This is a genomic window from Herbiconiux dendrobii (genome assembly GCF_052048175.1).
Taxonomy (GTDB): Bacteria; Actinomycetota; Actinomycetes; order Actinomycetales; family Microbacteriaceae; genus Herbiconiux.
On the sequence record NZ_JBLZQV010000002.1, the window covers coordinates 364,903 to 383,307 of the forward strand.

An 18,405-nucleotide genomic window follows, 5' to 3' on the forward strand; every position below is an offset into this window, starting at 1 on the left:
GTCTCCTTGGTGGGGGGATGAGTGGTGCAGAGAGGGGGTGGGGGAAGTGGTGCGGGGTGGGCGGATGGCGCGGCCGGATGCGGCGCCCGGCTGTCAGAGCTCGTCGGCGTCGGCCGTGGCGGGCGCGCCGCGCAGCGTGAAGCGGTCGCGGGTGGTGGTGTAGAAGCTCGCCCCGAAACGGGCGACGGGGGCGTAGTCGGCCAGGCGCACGCGCCACGCCTCCGTGTCGATCAGGTCGTCACGGGTGTGCAGCGACACGATCCGGCCCAGGAAGATCTCGCGGCTGGTGGTCTCGATCTTCTCGTGCAGCACGCACTCGAACGCCACCGGCGCGGTGCGGATGGTGGGCGGCACGACGACGCGCGACGGATCGGTCAGAAGTCCCACGGCCTCGAGCTCGCTGACGCCGTGCGGCAGTCGCTCGCCGCAGCGGTCGGCGGCCTCGGCGAGCTCTTCGTCGACCATGTGCACCACGAACTCGCCCGAGGAGTCGATGTTGCGCGCGGTGTCGCGGCGCTCATCCGGCCCCGAGCGGTTGAGGCTGATGAGCACCAGCGGCGGCTCCTCGCCCAGCATGCAGAACATGCTGAAGGGAGCGGCATTCACCGTGCCCTGCGGATCGACGGTGGTCACGAACGCGATCGGCCGCGGCACGATCAGGCTCGCCATCAGCTTGTACCGCTCGTACTCGCCGATCGCCGTGAAGTCGACGTCAGGCACGGTGCGTCGCCGCCCACCAGGCCAGCAGCACGTCACGCAGGGCCGAGCCCTCGTCGGAGTAGAGGTCGCGGCGCCACAGCGCCTCGAACAGCGTCGCCGTCTCCGCCGTGAGCTCGACCTCGGTCGGCGAGTACACGATGGGGGCGTTGGTGAACTGCGGCGTGTAAGAGGAGTCGCGGCGAAGCTCCCGCTCGGCCCGGATGACCGGCTGCCGGAACTGCTCCACCGTGCGCTGCGTATCGTAGGCGCGCAGTACCGGCACGGTCGCGATGTCGGCGCCGGAGGCCCGCCACCGCTGCACGAGCACGGGCTTGATCGAGAAATTGCTGGTCTTCATCACATCGGCGCCGCAGATGTTGGGCACGGCGAGCACGTCCATCAGCGCCAGCAGCTCGACGTGGTCGCCCGGCTGCGACGACTGGTGGTGGATGCCGGGCATCCCCTCGTCGACGGTCGTGCTCATGAAGAAGTTGAACGAGTCGTGCACGTCATCCGGAGTCAGTCCGTACTCGCGCTGCGCCTCGGCCTGGATGTCGGCGCAGTTGGTGTGCTCGGCGAAGCCGTACGCGGTCTCGTAGAGGTTCGCGCTGCAGCGCGGGAAGACGACGTCGTTGCAGTGCACGGTGTCGGCGGCGATGAACATCATCGCGCGCTCGCGGGGCGGCGACGACCAGAGGAAGTCGCCCGCGCCGGGGTTGATGCCGTGCAGCGTGCGGGTGCGGCCGGTGTGGAAGAACTCGCGGTAGTCGTGCAGGTTGAAGCAGTTGAAGTCGACGCACTGCGCGCCCTCGATCTGCTCGATCCGCAGCAGTTCGCCGGCCGCGACCTCGACCGCCTTGCCCGTGCCGGGCTCCAGCACGAACTCCTCGAGCAGCTCGCGGGCGTCGGGCACCGGATGCGCGACCCGCGACGCCCAGTCGTCGACCCGGCCCGAGACGTCCGGCACCGCCAGGGTGGAGTACTCGCCGCTCGCGGTCTCGGCCACGGCCCGGGCCACGAGGGCGCCCAGGTCGGGCGCCTCGCCGGCGTCGATGCTGCGGGCGAGCAGGGCGCGCTGCTGCTGGTTCAGCTGCAGCGCCACGGAGGTGAGGAGATCGGTCATGGGTTAAGTATGCATGAATGCGCGTTTCGGTATACGTAAACTCTATGTTTCGTATTCGTTTCCGCTGCGTCACGGATGCCAGGCCCTATACTCTCCTCATGTCCGACCCGTCTTCGAGCCGCTCGCTCACCGCCTACGCGGCCCTGCGCGAAGCCATCATGGAGAACGCGCTGAAGCCCGGCACGAAGCTGCCGGAGGAGGATCTCGGTGTGCACTTCGGGGTCAGCCGCACCCTCATCCGGGCGGCGATCGCGCGACTGGCCACCGAGGGACTGGTCGACGTGGGCAAGACCAAGTCGGCCACCGTGGCCCAGCCGAGCCGCGAGGAGGCCGAGGAGGCCTTCGAGGTGCGACGGATGCTCGAACGCGAGGTCGTGCGTCTGGTCGCCGGGCGGTGGGACGAGAGCAAGCACCGCACTCTGCTCGCGCAGATCGCGCAGGAGCGGGCGGCCTCCGAGAGCGGCGACCACAAGCTCTCGGTGCGGCTCGGCGCCGAGTTCCACATCCTGCTCGCCGAGATGACGGGCAACGCGCTGCTGCGCCGCTACGTGTTCGAGATCCTGGGCCGCACCACGCTGATCATCGCCGTGCACGGACGGCCGCATCCGCAAGACGACAGCCTCGCCGAGCACATCGCGCTCGTCGACGCGCTGCACTCGGGCGACCCGGCGACCGCCGACCGCATCGTCGACGCCCACATCGCCGCCGTCGAGTCCCGCGCCCTCCCGGCGGCGCCCCCGCCCGAACCCGAAGCCCTCGCCGACATCCTCACCCGCTTCTCCCGCCCCTGAGGCTGCGGGGGTTATCCCCCGCACGGATCGGGCGGGTGGCCGCATGGTCGCGGGCACAGGCCGCCGCCTACGGTTGAGACGTGAAAAGAACACTGCTCTTCCTCTGGTGCGCCGCCGCCGATCTGGCGCTCGACGGACTGCTCGGCATCCTGTGGTTCACCGTGCTGATCGCGATGGTGAGCACGGGCATCGGCCTCATCCCGGCCTTCGGTCTCGGCATCGCCCTGCTCTGGCTCACGGCGTATGCGGCCCGCGGCATATTCTTCGTGGAACGCCGGCGGGCGCAGGCCCTCTACGACATCCGGATCACGCCTCCGGCGCGCACGCGCACCGTGGCGGGCGGGTTCGGAGGCTGGATCGCGCAGGTGTTCCTCGACGTGTTCTCGGGCGCATTCTGGAAGCGCTTCCTGCACACCCTGCTCAGCCTGGTGCTCGGCACCGTGTTCTGGGTGCTGCTGCAGAGCGCGTTCTCGGTGGTCGCCGGCCTCCAGCGGGGTGCCATCGACGGGCTGAGCCTGCCGTTCAGCGGTGCGCCCGTCGCCATGGTCGGCGGCATCCTCGCCCTCGCGGTGGTGCTGCTCTACATCTACGGCGCCGGCTCGCTCGACCGACTGTTGGCCCCCGTGCTGCTCGGCACCAGCCGCACCGCCGCCCTCGAGCAGCGGGTCGACGTGCTGCAGGATGCCCGCCAGGGCGCGGTCGACGCCGCTTCGATCGAACGCCAGCGGATCGAACGCGACCTGCACGACGGCGTGCAGCCCCGCCTGGTGGCGATCGCGATGACCCTCGGCATGGCCCAGGGCAAGCTCGACTCCGACCCCGCCGGCGCCCGAGCCCTGCTCGACGAAGCCCACCGCGAGACCAAGGAGTCGATCACCGAGCTGCGGCACCTGGCCCGGGGCATCCACCCCGCCGTGCTCACCGATCGGGGTCTGGATGCCGCCCTCTCGGCCGTGGCCTCCTACTGCACCGTGCCCACGACGGTGCGGGTCGACCTGCCCACCCGCCCCTCGGCCGAGACCGAGGCTGTGATCTACTTCGCCGTGTCGGAGGCGCTCACCAACGTCAGCAAGCACTCCCGCGCCGCCAGCTGCTCGGTGGGTGTGACGCAGACGCCGAACGGAGTGCGCGCCGTGGTGTTCGACGACGGCGTGGGCGGAGCCGAACTCGGCCGTGGTGGCGGAGTGGGGCTCGCCGGCCTCGCCGACCGGGTGCGCTCGGCCGGCGGATCCGTCGCCGTGCACAGCCCCGCCGGCGGCCCGACCGTGCTCACCGTGGAGGTGCCGTGCGCGTTGTGACCGGCACGCCCGCCCGCCTCGGTCGGCACGCCCCCGCCCGGTTCTCCCGGTTCGGTCGGCGCACCCCCGCCCGCTTCGACCACCCCACCACCCACCTCCCGGAGGTACTGCTGTGCGCATCCTGATCGCCGAAGACTCCGTGCTGCTGCGCGCCGGCCTCGAACGCCTGCTCGCCGACGCCGGCCACGAGGTGGTGGCCTCGGTCGCGAGCGCCGAAGACCTGCTGCGCGCCGTCGACGAGCACCGCCCCGACCTCGCCCTGGTCGACGTACGGATGCCGCCCACCTTCACCGACGAGGGCATCCGGGCCGCGGTTCTGCTGCGCTCCGGCCCGGCCCGTGCGGCCACGCCGACGGGCACGGAGTCCGCGACCGGCGCGACCGCCACGGCCGGCTCCGGCCCCCTGCCGGTACTCGTGCTCTCGCAGTACGTCGAGGAGCGCTACGCCGCCGAACTGATCGCCTCGAACTCGTCCGGTCTCGGCTACCTGCTGAAGGATCGCGTGGCCGACGTCGAGGAGTTCCTCGGCGCGGTCGCCGAGGTGGGCGCGGGTGGCACCGTGCTCGATCCCGAGGTGGTCGCGCAGATCGTCATCCGCTCGCAGCGCTCCTCCGAACTCGGCACGCTCACCGCCCGCGAGCGCGAGGCCCTGCAACTGATGGCCGAGGGGCGCTCCAACAGCGCCATCGCCGCCCGGATGCACGTGACCGAGGGCTCGGTCGAGAAGTTCATCTCGGCCGTCTTCGGCAAGCTCGGCCTGCCCGCCGCCGATTCCGGCAACCGCCGCGTGCTCGCGGTGCTCAAATACCTCGGCGCCACCGGCCGCTCCTGACGCGGCGACCTCCCCGCCCCCTCTTCTTCCCTCCGACGAAAGCAGATCCTCCCATGTCGACCACACCACACACCCTCCCCGCCTTTCCCTCCCCGGCTCCCGCCCCCAAGCCCGACCGCACCCTGCGCAAAGCCCTGCTGGCCATCGGATCGGCCCTGATTGTGGGGCTGCTGCTGATCGGCGGCGTGCAGTTCGCCCTGGCGAGCACCGGCGAGAACCAGTCGGGCAGCTACACGCAGGCCGGCTCGTTCCGCACGCTCGACATCGACACCAGCGCGGCGAACGTGAGCGTGCGGTACGGCGCCGTCTCCGAGGCGCGGATCGACTTCGACTCCGGTGGGGCCCCGCTGCGCTACGAACAGCGGATGACCGGCGACACCCTCGAGGTCGGTGTGCACAACCGCGGCTGGTGGATCTTCGGCCTCGTCGGCGGTTTCCAGCCCGCGACGCTGCAGATCACCCTGCCGAGCGCGCTCGCCCCGGTGGCGGTCTCGCTCGGCTCCTCCGCCGGCAACAGCGACCTCGACGGCGACTTCGCGGCCCTCGACCTCGAGAGCTCGGCCGGCAACATCCGTCTCACCGGCTCGGCCGATTCGCTGTACGCCTCGAGTTCGGCCGGCGATCTCACGGCCGACGATCTCGCGGTCGCCGGCGAGGTCGAGACAGAGAGCTCGGCGGGCAACACCGAACTCTCCTTCACCACCCTGCCCTCCTCGATCGAGATGGACAGCTCGGCCGGCGACATCCGGGTCGCCCTCCCCTCGGGCAGCTACGAGATCCGTACCGAGACCTCGGTCGGTTCCGTCGAGCTCGGCGTTCCGAGCACTCCCGGCGCCTCCCGCCAGTACTCCTTCGAGACCAGCGCCGGCAACATCGTGCTGCTCCCCGCTCCCTGACCGGCCGGCCGGAGCGGTGCGGGCGACCCCCGCCCGCCCGAACAGCGCGTCCGAACGGATGGGGCCGCACCGCCAAGACGGATGCTGGCTCCATCCGTTGCGCATGAGGGCACCGCACTCCATCCACTCGGATGCCGCCGGCGGCCGCCTGTCAGGTGAGGCGGTAGGTCGCGTACCGCACGGTGCTCGCGGCGCGCTCGGCCACGGCGACGTAGAGCGCGCGCTGCAGCGCCGCGAGGCGGGGCGACGAGGTCTCGATCGAGACCGTGGTGCGGAAGTAGTAGTCGCCCGGGTCGACCGGCTCCCCGCGCAGCAGTGCCTCCAGCACCTCGGGAGCGCCGCTCCGGATGCCCGCGGCGTGCAGGTAGAGCAGCTCGCCCTCGGAGGTGGAGGCCGAGTACCGGCCGTCGATCTCGATCGAACCGTCCGCGCGCACCACCTGCCAGTCGGCGCCTCCCGGCAGGATCTGCGCGACCAGTTCGTCGCCAGAACCGCCGTGAAGGTCGTCCGGGACGTCATCGAGAGCGCCACTGGGGACACCTCCGAGAGTCCCTCCGACGCGGCCCCGGATGCTGCCGCCGACGATCGGGACGATCCGACGATGCCCGACCCGGGTCATCCCGTGGTCTTCGATCTCGCCGAGCCGAACCTCGACGTCGAACACGTGCTCGAGGGTGGGAAGGGGAAGCGTCATCGTTACTCCGTCTCGTCGGCCGGCGCGCCGCCGTCGGTCAGCACGGCGAGCAGGCGCTCCAGCGCGGGGGTGGCTTCGGCGAGCGCGGCCGCCTCGGCCGAGGTCAGGCCCGCCGCGGCCTCGCGCAGCAGCGCGGCGCTCGCCCGGTCGAAGGTCTCGAACAGCGTCAGTGCGCGCTCGGAGGCGGTGACCACCACGCGCCGCCGGTCACCGTCCGCCGGCGTGCGCACCACCAGCCCCCCGCGCTCCGCGGTGGCGAGCAGGTTGCTCACCGTCGAGCGGTCCAGCCGCAGCCGCTCCGCGAGCTCGCCCGGGCTCGCCGAGGTGCCGCGCGGCAACGCCCGGATGAGGTCGATCTGCGCATCCGGGATGTCGGGCAGCCCGGCGGCCGAACGGGTCGCCGCCAGAAGGGCCCGGCGCAGCGGCGAGATCACGGCCGCCAGGCGCCCGGGCTCGAAAGAGCTCCCGCTCATCCGCGCGCCTCGGCGGCACGGCGCACGGTGAGGGAAGGCCGCTCGTTCAGCAGGGCCGGGTGGAATCCCGCCGCCTTCTTGTAGTCCGTGGCCACCCGCTCCAGCTCCTCGGGGCCGATCACGTCGTGGATGTGCTCGAAGCCGCCGGGGGCGCGCTGCTCGGCGAGCACCATGACCTTCTCGGGCCCCGCCTCCCGGGTCTGGGCGAGCAGGGCCGCGGTGGCGGGACGCCGCTCGGCCTCGTACGCGGCGAGCCCCTCGGCCACGCTCGGCGCGGTCGCCAACTGGAACGCGAGCACCCGCGAGTCGATGATCGCCTGCGATCCGCCGTTCGACCCGTTCGGGTACATGGCGTGGGCGGCGTCCCCGACGAGCGTCGACCGCCCCACGGTCCACTCGGCGAGCGGCTCGCGATCCACCATCGGGTACTCCAGCAGCTCGTCGGCGGAGGAGATCAGCGCGGGCACGTCGAGCCAGTCGTACCGCCAGTCCGCGAACAGCTCGGCGATCGGACCGATCTCCACCGCGCGGTTCCAGTCCACCGAGGCCGAGCCCGCTCCGCGTTTCTCGGCGATGAAGTTGATGCGCATCCGTCCGCTCTCGTCGACCTCGCCGAGCGGGTACGCCACGAACTTCTGGTCGCCGTGCCCGGCCATGATCATGGTGCGACCATCGAGGAACGGCGGCGCATACGCCACGCCGCGCCACAGCGTCAGCCCGCCCCACGACGGCGCCCCCTCCTCGGGATTGTGCTGCGCACGAAGGGCCGAATGGATGCCGTCTGCCCCCACGATCACGTCGGCCGGCACCTCCACGACCCCCGCCGCCGTCTCGAACCGAGCGATGTCGGCCGTCTCTCCCCGCACGACCTCGAGCAGCCGGTGGCCCGTGCGGATCACGTCGCCGAGCCTCTCCTGCACGGCGTCCCGCAGCGCCAGCTGCAGCCGCCCGCGGTGCACCGAGAGCTGCGGCCAGCGGTACCCGGCCGCCAGCCCGCGCGGCTCACTCCAGATCGGCTGCCCCTGCGCGTTGAAGTACGCCAGCGACGTGGGCTCGACGCCCAGTGCCGAGATCCGCTCGGCCAGTCCGAGCTCGGTCAGTTCCCGCAGAGCATGCGGCAGCAGGTTGATCCCCACCCCGAGCCCACGCAGCTCGTCGGCCCGCTCGTACACCTCGATGTCGCGGAACCCCGCGGCATCCAAGCTCAGGGCGGTGGCCAGCCCGCCGATCCCCGCACCCACGACAACGATCTTCATCGATCACTCCTAGTCAGAACTCGCACCGTCGTCGAGCTCAACATAGTTTTGCCACAAAAGTATCTTGTGTGCAACCCTGCTGTGCTAGCTGCGGTCGCGCCGGGCTTCGCTCGGCGTGACCGGGCTGCGCCGGTCCCTGCCCGGCGCAGCGCGACATGTGGGGGCGCGGTCGAACGGCCCGGCCTGCGGTCGGGCCGTTCGGCCCCACCCCCACCTTGGGTAAACGAGTACGGCCCGAGACTTCGGGCCCTCCACCTGAGTTGCGGTCTGAAGCTGCCCGCGGCGTGAGACTTCGAGCCCTCAACCTCTGCTGCGCTCTGAAACCCCAAACACGAACGCCTCCGCGCCATAAAGGGCGGAGGCGTTCGTGAAGTGTTGCAGTTCTCGACCGAGCACTCGAGCCGAGCATCCAAAGTCTCAGGCCCTTGTCGACGACCCAAGGTGAGCGGGTGGCCGACGGGTGCGAGCGAAGCCCGCGCCCGGCGACCGCGCGCTCACGTGTCGCGTCGCGCCGGGCAGGGACCGGCGCGACCCGGGGACGCCGAGCGACGCCCGGCGCCCCCGGCAGCTAGCTCTTTGCGCCGGTCAGGTGCTCGAGAGCCAGCTGCTGCAGGCGCACGAAGCCGAAGCCCTTGCCGTTGAAGTAGGCGTCCGAGTCGAAGTCCTCGTAGGAGGCGCGGTCGGCGATCAGGTCGTCGTACGACTCGCCCGGGTTCAGGGTGGGCTCCGAGAGCTCGGGCACGCGCGAGGCGGCGAGCGCCTCCTGCACCTCGGGGTCGGCGCGGAAGGCCGCGGCGCGCTCCTTCAGCAGCAGGTAGGTGCGCATGTTCGCGGCGGCCGAGTCCCAGACACCGGTCTCGTCTTCGGTGCGCGAGGGCTTGTAGTCGAAGTGGCGGGGGCCGTCGTAGGTCGGTCCGCCGTTGGGGCCGCCGTTCTCCAGCAGGTCGACGAGCGCGAAGGCGTTCTGCAGGTCACCGTGACCGAACACGAGGTCCTGGTCGTACTTGATGCCGCGCTGACCGTTGAGGTCGATGTGGTAGAGCTTGCCCTGGTAGAGAGCCTGGGCGATGCCGGCGGCGAAGTTCAGGCCCGCCATCTGCTCGTGGCCGACCTCGGGGTTGACGCCGACGAGCTCGGGGCGCTCGAGGGTCTCGATGAAGGCGAGCGCGTGGCCGAGGGTCGGCAGCAGGATGTCGCCGCGGGGTTCGTTGGGCTTGGGCTCGATGGCGAAACGGATGTCGTAGCCCTTGTCGGTGACGTAGTCGCCGAGCAGGTTGACGGCCTCGCGGTAGCGCTCGAGAGCGGCGCGGATGTCTTTCGCCGCGTCGTACTCGGCGCCCTCGCGGCCGCCCCACATCACGAAGGTCTTCGCACCGAGCTCGGCGGCCAGGTCGATGTTGCGGATCACCTTGCGCAGCGCGAAGCGGCGCACGGCGCGGTCGTTCGAGGTGAAGCCGCCGTCTTTGAACACGGGGGCCGAGAACAGGTTCGTGGTGACCATCGGCACGATGACGCCGGTGTCGGCCAGTGCGCCCTTCAGGCGGTCGATCTGGGTCTGGCGCTCGGCATCCGTCGAGCCGAAGGCGAACAGGTCGTCATCGTGGAAGGTGAGGCCGTAGGCGCCCAGTTCGGCGAGCTTCTCGACGCCGTGCACGACGTCCAGCGGGGCGCGGGTGGGGCCGCCGAAGGGGTCGGCGCCGTTGTAGCCGATCGTCCACAAGCCGAATGAGAACTTGTCTTCGCGGGTGGGGGTCAGCGACATCAGGGTGCTCCAGTTCAACGTCTTTGTAGAGTCGCTCACCGAGGCGGCGACGGGAAAAGTTACTGCCCCCAACATATTGCCCGGTTTGGATGGTGTCAAAGCAGTCGGTGCACATCGACAGGTCACGAATTGGCAACAAACACCAACGCTGGCACGTTTTCTTTGCGTTGGACCTATCGCTGTTATATGTTTCGGAGGTCAACAAAGAAGCACCAAGAGTTGACCGTTACAAGGGAGTAATAGCGTTCTGCTAGATCCCCCTTCCAAAGATGAAAGGGACTGACATCACATGTCAATGACGAAGAAACTGATGGCTCTGGCCGTCGTCGGCGGCCTCGCGGCCAGCCTGGCAGCCTGCAGCTCCGGCTCCTCCTCCAGCGGCGACAGCACCGACGGAGCCTCGGTCGCCGACTGCAACGTCGGCATCTCGATGCCGACCCGTTCGCTCGAGCGCTGGATCAACGACGGTGAAGGCCTGCAGAAGCAGCTCACCGACGCCGGTTGCACCGTCGACCTGCAGTACGCGGACAACAAGACTGAGCAGCAGATCTCGCAGATCCAGAACCAGGTCGCCGGCGGCTCCAAGATCCTCGTGGTCGCGGCCATCGACGGTGAGACCCTCGGCCCGGTGCTCGCCGACGCCAAGAAGCAGGACATCACGGTCATCGCCTACGACCGTCTGATCAACGGCACCGACGACGTCGACTACTACGCGACCTTCGACAACTACAAGGTCGGCCAGCTCCAGGGCCAGTACATCGAAGAGCAGCTGGGCCTCAAGGACGGCAAGGGTCCGTTCAACTTCGAGCCCTTCGCCGGCAGCCCCGACGACAACAACGCCGGCTTCTTCTTCCACGGCGCCTGGGACGTTCTCGAGCCCTACGTCGAGAGCGGCCAGCTCGTGATCCCCTCGGGCAAGAACCCGACCGGTGAAGACGGCTGGAAGTCGATCGGTATCCTCGGCTGGGGTTCGGATGACGCCCAGGCCGAGATGGACAACCGCCTGAGCTCGTTCTACTCCGGTGGCCAGAAGGTCCAGGTCGTGCTGTCCCCCAACGACAGCCTGGCGCTCGGTATCGAGGCCTCGCTGAAGTCGGCCGGTTACACCGCCGGCGCCGACTACCCGGTGATCACCGGTCAGGACGCCGACAAGGCCAACGTCAAGGCCATCCTCGACGGCACCCAGTCGATGACCGTCTGGAAGGACACCCGCGAGCTCGGCAAGCGCGTCTTCGAGATGATCCAGTCGATCGCCGCCGGTGAAGAGGTCGAGGTCAACGACACCGAGACCTACGACAACGGCAACAAGGTCGTCCCGTCCTACCTCCTCGACCCGGTGGTCGTGGTCAAGGACGACGTCCAGAAGACCCTGATCGACTCCGGATTCCTCCAGGCATCCGACGTCGGACTCTAAGTAGCACCACGGTCGGCGGCGGCCTCCTCCGGGGGCCGCCGCCGATCATCCTTGTTCCACCCGCACCACCCCACACCCACCCGAAAGAGAGCGACGCGACACATGAGCAACGCGATTCTGTGGATGCGGGACATCACCAAGGACTTCAACGGTGTGAAGGCGCTCGACGGCGTCTCGATCGTCGTGGAGCGCGGTGAGGTCCACGCCATCTGCGGTGAGAACGGCGCCGGCAAGTCGACCCTGATGAAGGTGCTGAGCGGGGTCTACCCGCACGGCTCCTTCGGCGGCACCATCGAGTTCGAGGGCCACCCGACGGCGTACAAGACCATCAACGACTCCGAGCACGACGGCATCGTGATCATCCATCAGGAGCTCGCTCTGAGCCCCTACCTGTCGATCGCCGAGAACATCTTCCTCGGCAACGAGAACGCCACCCGTGGCGTGATCGACTGGAACAAGACCAACCGCGAAGCGGCCACCCTGCTCGCCCGCGTCGGCCTGAACGAGAACCCGGCCACGCCGGTGCTCGAGCTCGGTGTCGGCAAGCAGCAGCTGGTCGAGATCGCGAAGGCGCTCTCCAAGCGCGTGAAGCTGCTCATCCTCGACGAGCCCACCGCGGCCCTGAACGACGACGACTCCGATCACCTGCTGACGCTGATCAACCACCTGCGCGAGCAGGGCATCACCTGCATCATCATCAGCCACAAGCTGAAGGAGATCCGCAAGATCGCCGACACCGTCACCATCATCCGTGACGGCAAGACGATCGAGTCCTTCAGCATGAAGGAACAGGACGCCACCGAGGCGCGCATCATCCGCTCGATGGTGGGCCGCTCGCTCGACAACCAGTTCCCGCCGCGCACGCCCGACATCGGCGAGGAGTACTTCCGGGTCGAGAACTGGACCGCGTACCACCCCGTCGACACCGAGCGGAAGGTCGTCGACGACGCCTCGTTCACCGTGAAGGCGGGCGAGATCGTGGGCTTCGCGGGCCTGATGGGCGCCGGACGCACCGAGCTCGCGATGAGCATCTTCGGGCGCTCGTACGGCATCAACATCTCCGGCAAGGTCTTCAAGGCCGGCAAGGAGATCCAGACCCGCACCGTGAGCGAGGCGATCGAGAACGGTCTCGCCTACGCCACGGAGGACCGCAAGAAGTACGGCCTCAACCTGATCGCCGACATCGCCGAGAACATCTCGGCGGCGGGCCTCGGCAAGCTCGCCAAGGGCGGGGTGGTCGACCGCAACCGGGAGACCAAGGTCGCCGAGGAGTACCGGGCGTCGATGAACATCAAGGCGCCCTCGGTGTCGGCCATCGTCGGCAAGCTCTCCGGCGGCAACCAGCAGAAGGTCGTGCTGTCGAAGTGGATGTTCACCGGGCCCGACGTGCTCATCCTGGATGAGCCCACCCGCGGCATCGACGTGGGTGCGAAGTACGAGATCTACGGCATCATCAACGAACTGGCGGCACAGGGCAAGGCGGTCATCGTGATCTCCTCTGAGCTCCCCGAGCTCCTCGGCCTCGCCGACCGCATCTACACCATCTCCGAAGGCCGGATCACGGGCGAGGTCGCCCGCGAAGACGCCACGCAAGAAACTCTCATGCACTACATGACCGCGGGAAGGGACTGACCCGAATGAGCAACATCGCAACGGAAGCACCGACGGAGCCTTCGGGCCCCGCGCCGGTGGCCTCGCCCAAGAGGCTTCGGGTCGACCTGCGCCAGTACGGCATCCTCGCCGCCCTGGCCATCATCATCCTGCTGTTCGAGATCCTGACCGGCGGGCGCCTCCTGATGCCCGGTAACGTCAACAACCTCATCCAGCAGAACTCCTACGTGCTGATCCTCGCGATCGGCATGGTGATCGTGATCATCGCGGGGCACATCGACCTCTCGGTCGGATCGGTGGTCGCCCTCGTCGGCGCCGTCGCCGCCCTGGCGATGAACACCTGGGGGATGCCCTGGTGGGCCGCCGTCCTCCTCTCGCTCGTGGTGGGCGCCGTGATCGGCGCCTGGCAGGGCTTCTGGGTGGCGTTCGTCGGCATACCGGCGTTCATCGTGACCCTCGCGGGCATGCTGATCTTCCGTGGCCTCACCCTCGTGCTGCTCACCGGCGGCACCATCTCGGGCCTGCCCGACGAGTTCACCGCCATCGGCGCCGGCTGGATCCCGCCCTTCCTGGGTGAGATCCTCGACGGCCGCGACGCCTTCACCCTGGTGCTCGGCCTCCTCGCCTCGGCCGCGTTCGTGGTGCAGCAGGTGCGCACCCGCGCCACCCTGCGCAAGCTCGAGCTCCCCCGCGAGCCCGCCGCCTCCACCATCGTCAAGAGCGCCATCCTGGTGATCGCGATCATGGCCCTGTCGTGGCAGCTCTCGGCCTACTCGGGCACCCCGATCATCCTGATCATCCTGGCCGTGCTCATCCTGCTGTACACCTTCATCCTGAACCGCACGGTCTTCGGCCGTCACGTCTACGCGATGGGCGGCAACCTGTTCGCCGCGCAGATGAGCGGTGTGAAGACGCAGTGGATCAACTTCGCGATCTTCGTGAACATGGGTGTGCTGGCCGGCCTCGCCGGTGTGGTCGCGACCGCCCGTGCGGGTTCGGCCGTGGCATCCGCCGGTCAGAGCTACGAGCTCGACGCGATCGCCGCCGTGTTCATCGGTGGAGCGGCCGTGCAGGGCGGTGTCGGAACCGTCGTGGGCGCCGTCATCGGTGGTCTCGTGATGGGTGTGCTCAACATGGGTCTGTCGATCCTCTCGGTCGACGCGGCCTGGCAGCAGGCCATCAAGGGCCTCGTGCTGCTGCTCGCCGTGGCCTTCGACATCATCAACAAGAGGCGCTCCGGCCGCTGACGCCCTACCCGGGTGCGGTCTGAGGCCGCACCCGGGTACCCGTCGGTCCTTCCACCCGATTCCTAGGAGGAGCTGTGTCCAGCACCGGCTCTCCGCGCCCGCTGTCGGCGGGTGTCGGCAACAGCAACGACCAGACCCGCCGCCACAACCTTTCGACCATCCTCACCACCCTGCACCACGGTGGATCCCAGACCCGCGCCGATCTCACCCGCCGCCTGGGCCTGAACCGCAGCACGATCGCCGCCCTCGTCGGCGAGCTGAGCGACCTGGGGCTCGCCTTCGAGACCGCCCGCACCGATCACGGCACCGTGGGCCGCCCCTCCCCCGTCGTGCACCCCAACGAGCGGGTCGCGGCCATCGCCGTGAACCCCGACACCGACGCCATCATCATCGGGCTCGTCGGCCTCGGCGGCGTGGTGCACAAGCGCATCCGCTACGAGACCGATGGCCTGCCCACCGTGCGCGAGACCGTGAACATCGTGCGCGCCGTCGTCGACGGGATGCGCGGCGAACTCGAATCGAGCTACCGCATCGTGGGCGTCGGCATCGCGGTGCCCGGCCTCGTGCGCGCCGACAGCGGCATGGTGACGCTCGCGCCGCATCTCGACTGGCACGACGAGCCGCTCGCCGAATACGTCGCCGAAGCGCTCGGCTACCCGGCCACAGTGGGCAACGACGCCAACGTGGGCATCATCGCCGAGAGCATCTACGGTGCCGGGCGCGGCGTCGACGACCTGATCTACGTCAACGGCAGCCCCAGCGGCATCGGCGGCGGCGCGCTCGTGGCGGGGGTACCGCTGCGCGGCGCCCAGGGCTTCGGGGCCGAGCTCGGCCACACCCTGGTGAACGGCAACGGCCTGCTCTGCCACTGCGGGCGGATCGGCTGCCTCGAGACCGAGGTGCAGCTCTCCCGCCTGCTCGCGGTGCTCGGCCGCGAGCGCATCGACGGAGACGAGCTCGACCAGCTGCTCGCCGACAACACCGACCCGGCGGTCGGCGCCGAGATCGACCGGCAGCTCGACATCCTGAGCGTCGCCCTGGCCAACTTCATCAGCGTGCTGAACCCCGAGCGCATCCTGCTCGGCGGCTTCCTCGGTTCCCTGGTGGCCGTGCACCCGGATCGGCTCCGCACGGGCGTTCTCGAGGCCTCGTTCGGGCAGCTCGCCACCGAGGTCACCCTCGAGCGCGCCCAACTGCGCTCCCGCCTGCTGATCGTCGGCGCCGCCGAGCTCGCCTTCCAGCGCCTGCTGGACGACCCCGCCGCCGCCTCTCTGAGTCGAGAAGTCGTGAGTGGCCCGTAAAGGCGCCACTAGGGGGCCATGTGCGACTTCTCGACGGGGTGGATAAGTTAGCGTCGGACGGGCAGGGCGAGTTGAGAGGGCGCGGATGGCAGCGGTGATCGGCGCGGAACGGCGCGAGCGGCTGCTGGCGCGGCTGGAGCGGAGCGGCGTCATCCGGCTGGAGGAGGCCGCCGCCGAGCTCGGCGTCTCGACGATGACCGTGCGGCGCGACCTCGAAGGTCTCGAGCTCGAGGGCGTCGTGGTGCGGGTGCGCGGCGGGGCCGTGCCCACCGTGAAGGCGCGCTCCTTCGCCGAGCGGCAGGGCGCCGACGACCAGGCGAAGACCGAGATCGCCCGCAAGGCGCTCGACCTGGTGCCGACCACCGGGACGATCGCCGTCGACGCCTCCTCCACCGCCGCGCATCTGCTGGCCCAGCTGCGCACGGGTACGAATGCGACCACCGGCGCGACCACGGGCGCGACCACCGACCTCGTGATCGCCACGAACTCCGCGCACAACCACGGGCTGGCCCGGGCCCAGCGCGGGGTGCGCAGCATCCTGATCGGCGGCGAGCTCGAGCCGCGCACCGAGAGCTTCGTGGGCCCGATCGCCTGCGCCTCCGCCGCCCTGCTGAACTACGACCGCTTCTTCACCTCGGCCGCCGCCGCCGACCTCGAGCACGGCACGAGCGAGACGATCATCGAGGAGGCGCAGGTCAAGCGCGAGTTCCTGCGCGCCTCCCGCGAGACCGTGCTGCTGATCAACTCGGCCAAGCTCGGCAAGCACGCCGCTGCCGTGGCCGTGCCCTGGGACCGCATCTCGATCGTCGTGACCGAGCTCGACCCGTCGGACCCGCGACTGGATGAGCTGCGTCCCTTGGTGGAGCTGCGCTGAGGCGTTCACCTGCCGGATGTTGACGCACCGCCGTGCGGTATGTAATGTTTTGTGAAGTTCACATAGCATCACATGCCGATTCGATGGAGCATCCATGACCAACCCCGCCGCCGCCGCGCTGATCGCCCGCTCGAACCGCCTCGGTTCCGACCCCAAGAACACCAACTACGCCGGCGGCAACACCTCGGCCAAGGGCTTGGAGACCGACCCCGTCACCGGAGAAGACGTGGAGCTGATGTGGGTGAAGGGCTCCGGCGGCGACCTGGGCACGCTCACCGAGGGCGGCCTCGCGGTGTTGCGCGTCGACCGCCTGCGCGCGCTCACGAACGTGTACCCGGGCCTCGACCGCGAGGACGAGATGGTGGCGGCGTTCGACTACACGCTGCACGGCAAGGGCGGCGCCGCCCCCTCGATCGACACCGCGATGCACGGCCTCGTCGACGCGAACCACGTCGACCACCTGCATCCCGACTCCGGCATCGCCATCGCGACCGCCGCCGACGGCGAGGAGCTCACGCAGAAGATCTTCGGCGACAAGGTGGTGTGGGTTCCGTGGCGCCGCCCCGGCTTCCAGCTGGGCCTGGACATCGCCGCCATCAAGCGCGAGAACCCGGATGCCGTGGGCTGCATCCTGGGCGGCCACGGCATCACCGCGTGGGGCGACACCAGCGAGGAGAGCGAGGCGAACTCGCTCTGGATCATCGACACCGCCGCCGCGTACATCGCCGAGAACGGTCGCACCGAGCCCTTCGGTCCCGCCCTCGACGGCTACGGCGCCCTGCCCGAGGGCGAGCGCCGCGCCAAGGCGGCGGCCCTCGCACCGACCATCCGCGGGATCGCCTCCACCGACAAGGCGCAGGTGGGCTCGTTCACCGACGCCGACGTGGTGCTCGATTTCCTGGCCAGCGCCGAGCATCCGCGACTCGCCGCGCTCGGCACCAGCTGCCCCGACCACTTCCTGCGCACCAAGGTGAAGCCGCTCGTGCTCGACCTGCCCGCCGACGCGTCGATCGAGGACTCGATCGCGCGCCTCAAGGAGCTGCACACGGCCTACCGCGAGGACTACCAGGCCTATTACGACCGGCACGCCACGGCCGACTCGCCCGCCCTGCGCGGAGCCGACCCGGCGATCGTGCTGATCCCGGGCGTCGGCATGTTCTCGTACGGCGCCAACAAGCAGACCGCGCGCGTGGCCGGCGAGTTCTACATCAACGCCATCAACGTGATGCGCGGCGCCGAAGCACTGAGCACGTACGCGCCGATCGACGAGGCCGAGAAGTTCCGCATCGAGTACTGGGCGCTCGAAGAGGCCAAGCTGCAGCGCCTGCCGAAGCCGAAGTCGCACGCCACGCGCATCGCGCTGGTGACCGGTGCCGCATCCGGGATCGGCAAGGCCATCGCCACCCGTCTCGCCGCCGAAGGGGCGTGCGTCGTCATCGCCGACCTCGACCTGGCCAAGGCGCAGGCCGCGGCCGCCGAGCTGGGCGGCACGGACGTCGCCATCGGCGTGCAGGCGAACGTGACGAGCGAGGCCGAGATCCGGGCCGGCATCGACGCGGCCCTGCTGCAGTTCGGCGGGCTCGACCTCGTGGTGAACAACGCCGGGCTGTCGATCTCGAAGCCGCTGCTGGAGACCACCGAGGCCGACTGGGACCTGCAGCACGACGTGATGGCCAAGGGCTCGTTCCTGGTCTCGAAGGCCGCGGCGCGCGTGCTGATCGAGCAGGACCTCGGCGGCGACATCGTGTACATCTCGTCGAAGAACTCCGTGTTCGCCGGCCCGAACAACATCGCCTACTCGGCGACGAAGGCCGACCAGGCCCACCAGGTGCGGCTGCTGGCCGCCGAGCTCGGCGAGTACGGCATCAAGGTGAACGGGATCAACCCGGATGGCGTGGTGCGCGGTTCCGGCATCTTCTCCAGCGGCTGGGGCGCCAAGCGCGCGGCCGTCTACGGCGTGCCCGAGGAGGAGCTCGGCGCCTACTACGCCCAGCGCACCCTGCTGAAGCGCGAGGTGCTGCCCGAGAACGTGGCCAACGCGGTGGCGGTGCTGACCGGCGCCGACCTCACGCACACCACGGGCCTGCACATCCCGGTCGACGCCGGCGTCGCCGCCGCCTTCCTCCGTTAGGCT

The 18,405-nt window shown here is 69.6% G+C and carries 16 protein-coding genes; 10 read left to right on the top strand and 6 right to left on the bottom strand.

Going from position 1 to position 18,405, the window contains the following annotated elements:
• Positions 1 to 93 precede the first annotated feature (93 nt).
• Entirely contained in the window at positions 94 to 720 is a 627-nt protein-coding gene (locus ACN4JJ_RS06615; RefSeq protein WP_440709123.1) for a flavin reductase family protein, read from the bottom strand.
• The gene (locus ACN4JJ_RS06620; RefSeq protein ID WP_440709124.1) at positions 713 to 1,822 is read right to left on the bottom strand and encodes a DUF1989 domain-containing protein; all 1,110 of its coding nucleotides are present in this window, start codon (positions 1,820 to 1,822) and stop codon (positions 713 to 715) included. Before ACN4JJ_RS06620 ends, ACN4JJ_RS06615 begins: the two co-directional genes overlap by 8 nt.
• Before the next feature lie 98 nt (positions 1,823 to 1,920).
• On the opposite strand from ACN4JJ_RS06620, the gene ACN4JJ_RS06625 reads away from it, so the two are divergent.
• From ACN4JJ_RS06625 to ACN4JJ_RS06640, 4 genes are all read left to right on the top strand, one after another.
• Complete coding sequence (locus ACN4JJ_RS06625) at positions 1,921 to 2,613, top strand: GntR family transcriptional regulator (protein WP_440709125.1); 693 nt, start codon at positions 1,921 to 1,923, stop codon at positions 2,611 to 2,613.
• An 80-nt stretch (positions 2,614 to 2,693) separates the two neighbouring features.
• Positions 2,694 to 3,911 carry a sensor histidine kinase gene (locus ACN4JJ_RS06630; RefSeq protein WP_440709126.1) on the top strand — a complete coding sequence of 406 codons (1,218 nt, stop codon included), beginning with the start codon at positions 2,694 to 2,696 and terminating at the stop codon, positions 3,909 to 3,911.
• Between the two features lie 112 nt (positions 3,912 to 4,023).
• On the top strand, positions 4,024 to 4,743 hold the full coding sequence (locus tag ACN4JJ_RS06635; protein WP_440709127.1) for a response regulator transcription factor: 720 nt from the start codon (positions 4,024 to 4,026) through the stop codon (positions 4,741 to 4,743).
• Positions 4,744 to 4,796: 53 nt separating this feature from the next.
• A complete protein-coding gene (locus ACN4JJ_RS06640) occupies positions 4,797 to 5,639 on the top strand; it encodes a DUF4097 family beta strand repeat-containing protein (RefSeq protein ID WP_440709128.1) in 843 nt (280 codons plus the stop codon).
• Positions 5,640 to 5,790: 151 nt separating this feature from the next.
• Here ACN4JJ_RS06640 and ACN4JJ_RS06645 read toward each other — a convergent pair whose 3' ends face one another.
• From ACN4JJ_RS06645 to xylA, 4 genes are all read right to left on the bottom strand, one after another.
• On the bottom strand, positions 5,791 to 6,333 hold the full coding sequence (locus ACN4JJ_RS06645; protein WP_440709129.1) for a DUF3237 domain-containing protein: 543 nt from the start codon (positions 6,331 to 6,333) through the stop codon (positions 5,791 to 5,793).
• A gap of 2 nt (positions 6,334 to 6,335) precedes the next feature.
• Positions 6,336 to 6,806, bottom strand: coding sequence for a MarR family winged helix-turn-helix transcriptional regulator (locus ACN4JJ_RS06650; RefSeq protein WP_440709130.1), 471 nt, complete (start codon positions 6,804 to 6,806; stop codon positions 6,336 to 6,338).
• Positions 6,803 to 8,062: a flavin-dependent oxidoreductase gene (locus tag ACN4JJ_RS06655; protein WP_440709131.1), complete on the bottom strand. Its 1,260-nt coding sequence runs from the start codon at positions 8,060 to 8,062 to the stop codon at positions 6,803 to 6,805. Before ACN4JJ_RS06655 ends, ACN4JJ_RS06650 begins: the two co-directional genes overlap by 4 nt.
• Before the next feature lie 568 nt (positions 8,063 to 8,630).
• Entirely contained in the window at positions 8,631 to 9,824 is a 1,194-nt protein-coding gene (xylA, locus tag ACN4JJ_RS06660; RefSeq protein ID WP_440709564.1) for a xylose isomerase, read from the bottom strand.
• 289 nt (positions 9,825 to 10,113) lie between these two features.
• On the opposite strand from xylA, the gene chvE reads away from it, so the two are divergent.
• From chvE to ACN4JJ_RS06690, 6 genes are all read left to right on the top strand, one after another.
• A complete protein-coding gene (gene chvE / locus ACN4JJ_RS06665; protein ID WP_440709132.1) occupies positions 10,114 to 11,238 on the top strand; it encodes a multiple monosaccharide ABC transporter substrate-binding protein in 1,125 nt (374 codons plus the stop codon).
• A gap of 102 nt (positions 11,239 to 11,340) precedes the next feature.
• The gene (mmsA, locus tag ACN4JJ_RS06670) at positions 11,341 to 12,870 is read left to right on the top strand and encodes a multiple monosaccharide ABC transporter ATP-binding protein (RefSeq protein WP_440709133.1); all 1,530 of its coding nucleotides are present in this window, start codon (positions 11,341 to 11,343) and stop codon (positions 12,868 to 12,870) included.
• A 5-nt stretch (positions 12,871 to 12,875) separates the two neighbouring features.
• Positions 12,876 to 14,096, top strand: coding sequence for a multiple monosaccharide ABC transporter permease (gene mmsB, locus ACN4JJ_RS06675; RefSeq protein ID WP_440709134.1), 1,221 nt, complete (start codon positions 12,876 to 12,878; stop codon positions 14,094 to 14,096).
• Positions 14,097 to 14,170: 74 nt separating this feature from the next.
• Entirely contained in the window at positions 14,171 to 15,397 is a 1,227-nt protein-coding gene (locus ACN4JJ_RS06680) for an ROK family protein (protein WP_440709135.1), read from the top strand.
• Positions 15,398 to 15,482: 85 nt separating this feature from the next.
• On the top strand, positions 15,483 to 16,271 hold the full coding sequence (locus ACN4JJ_RS06685) for a DeoR/GlpR family DNA-binding transcription regulator (RefSeq protein WP_440709136.1): 789 nt from the start codon (positions 15,483 to 15,485) through the stop codon (positions 16,269 to 16,271).
• Between the two features lie 94 nt (positions 16,272 to 16,365).
• The gene (locus tag ACN4JJ_RS06690) at positions 16,366 to 18,402 is read left to right on the top strand and encodes a bifunctional aldolase/short-chain dehydrogenase (protein ID WP_440709137.1); all 2,037 of its coding nucleotides are present in this window, start codon (positions 16,366 to 16,368) and stop codon (positions 18,400 to 18,402) included.
• Positions 18,403 to 18,405 lie beyond the last annotated feature (3 nt).

Coding starts and splice junctions, on each gene's coding strand:
- ACN4JJ_RS06620 (WP_440709124.1), bottom strand. CDS start 1,822: ATGACCGATCTCCTCACCTCCGTGGCGCTGCAGCTGAACCAGCAGCAG.
- ACN4JJ_RS06625 (WP_440709125.1), top strand. CDS start 1,921: ATGTCCGACCCGTCTTCGAGCCGCTCGCTCACCGCCTACGCGGCCCTG.
- ACN4JJ_RS06640 (WP_440709128.1), top strand. CDS start 4,797: ATGTCGACCACACCACACACCCTCCCCGCCTTTCCCTCCCCGGCTCCC.
- ACN4JJ_RS06645 (WP_440709129.1), bottom strand. CDS start 6,333: ATGACGCTTCCCCTTCCCACCCTCGAGCACGTGTTCGACGTCGAGGTT.
- ACN4JJ_RS06650 (WP_440709130.1), bottom strand. CDS start 6,806: ATGAGCGGGAGCTCTTTCGAGCCCGGGCGCCTGGCGGCCGTGATCTCG.
- ACN4JJ_RS06655 (WP_440709131.1), bottom strand. CDS start 8,062: ATGAAGATCGTTGTCGTGGGTGCGGGGATCGGCGGGCTGGCCACCGCC.
- xylA (WP_440709564.1), bottom strand. CDS start 9,824: ATGTCGCTGACCCCCACCCGCGAAGACAAGTTCTCATTCGGCTTGTGG.
- chvE (WP_440709132.1), top strand. CDS start 10,114: ATGTCAATGACGAAGAAACTGATGGCTCTGGCCGTCGTCGGCGGCCTC.
- mmsA (WP_440709133.1), top strand. CDS start 11,341: ATGAGCAACGCGATTCTGTGGATGCGGGACATCACCAAGGACTTCAAC.
- mmsB (WP_440709134.1), top strand. CDS start 12,876: ATGAGCAACATCGCAACGGAAGCACCGACGGAGCCTTCGGGCCCCGCG.
- ACN4JJ_RS06685 (WP_440709136.1), top strand. CDS start 15,483: ATGGCAGCGGTGATCGGCGCGGAACGGCGCGAGCGGCTGCTGGCGCGG.
- ACN4JJ_RS06690 (WP_440709137.1), top strand. CDS start 16,366: ATGACCAACCCCGCCGCCGCCGCGCTGATCGCCCGCTCGAACCGCCTC.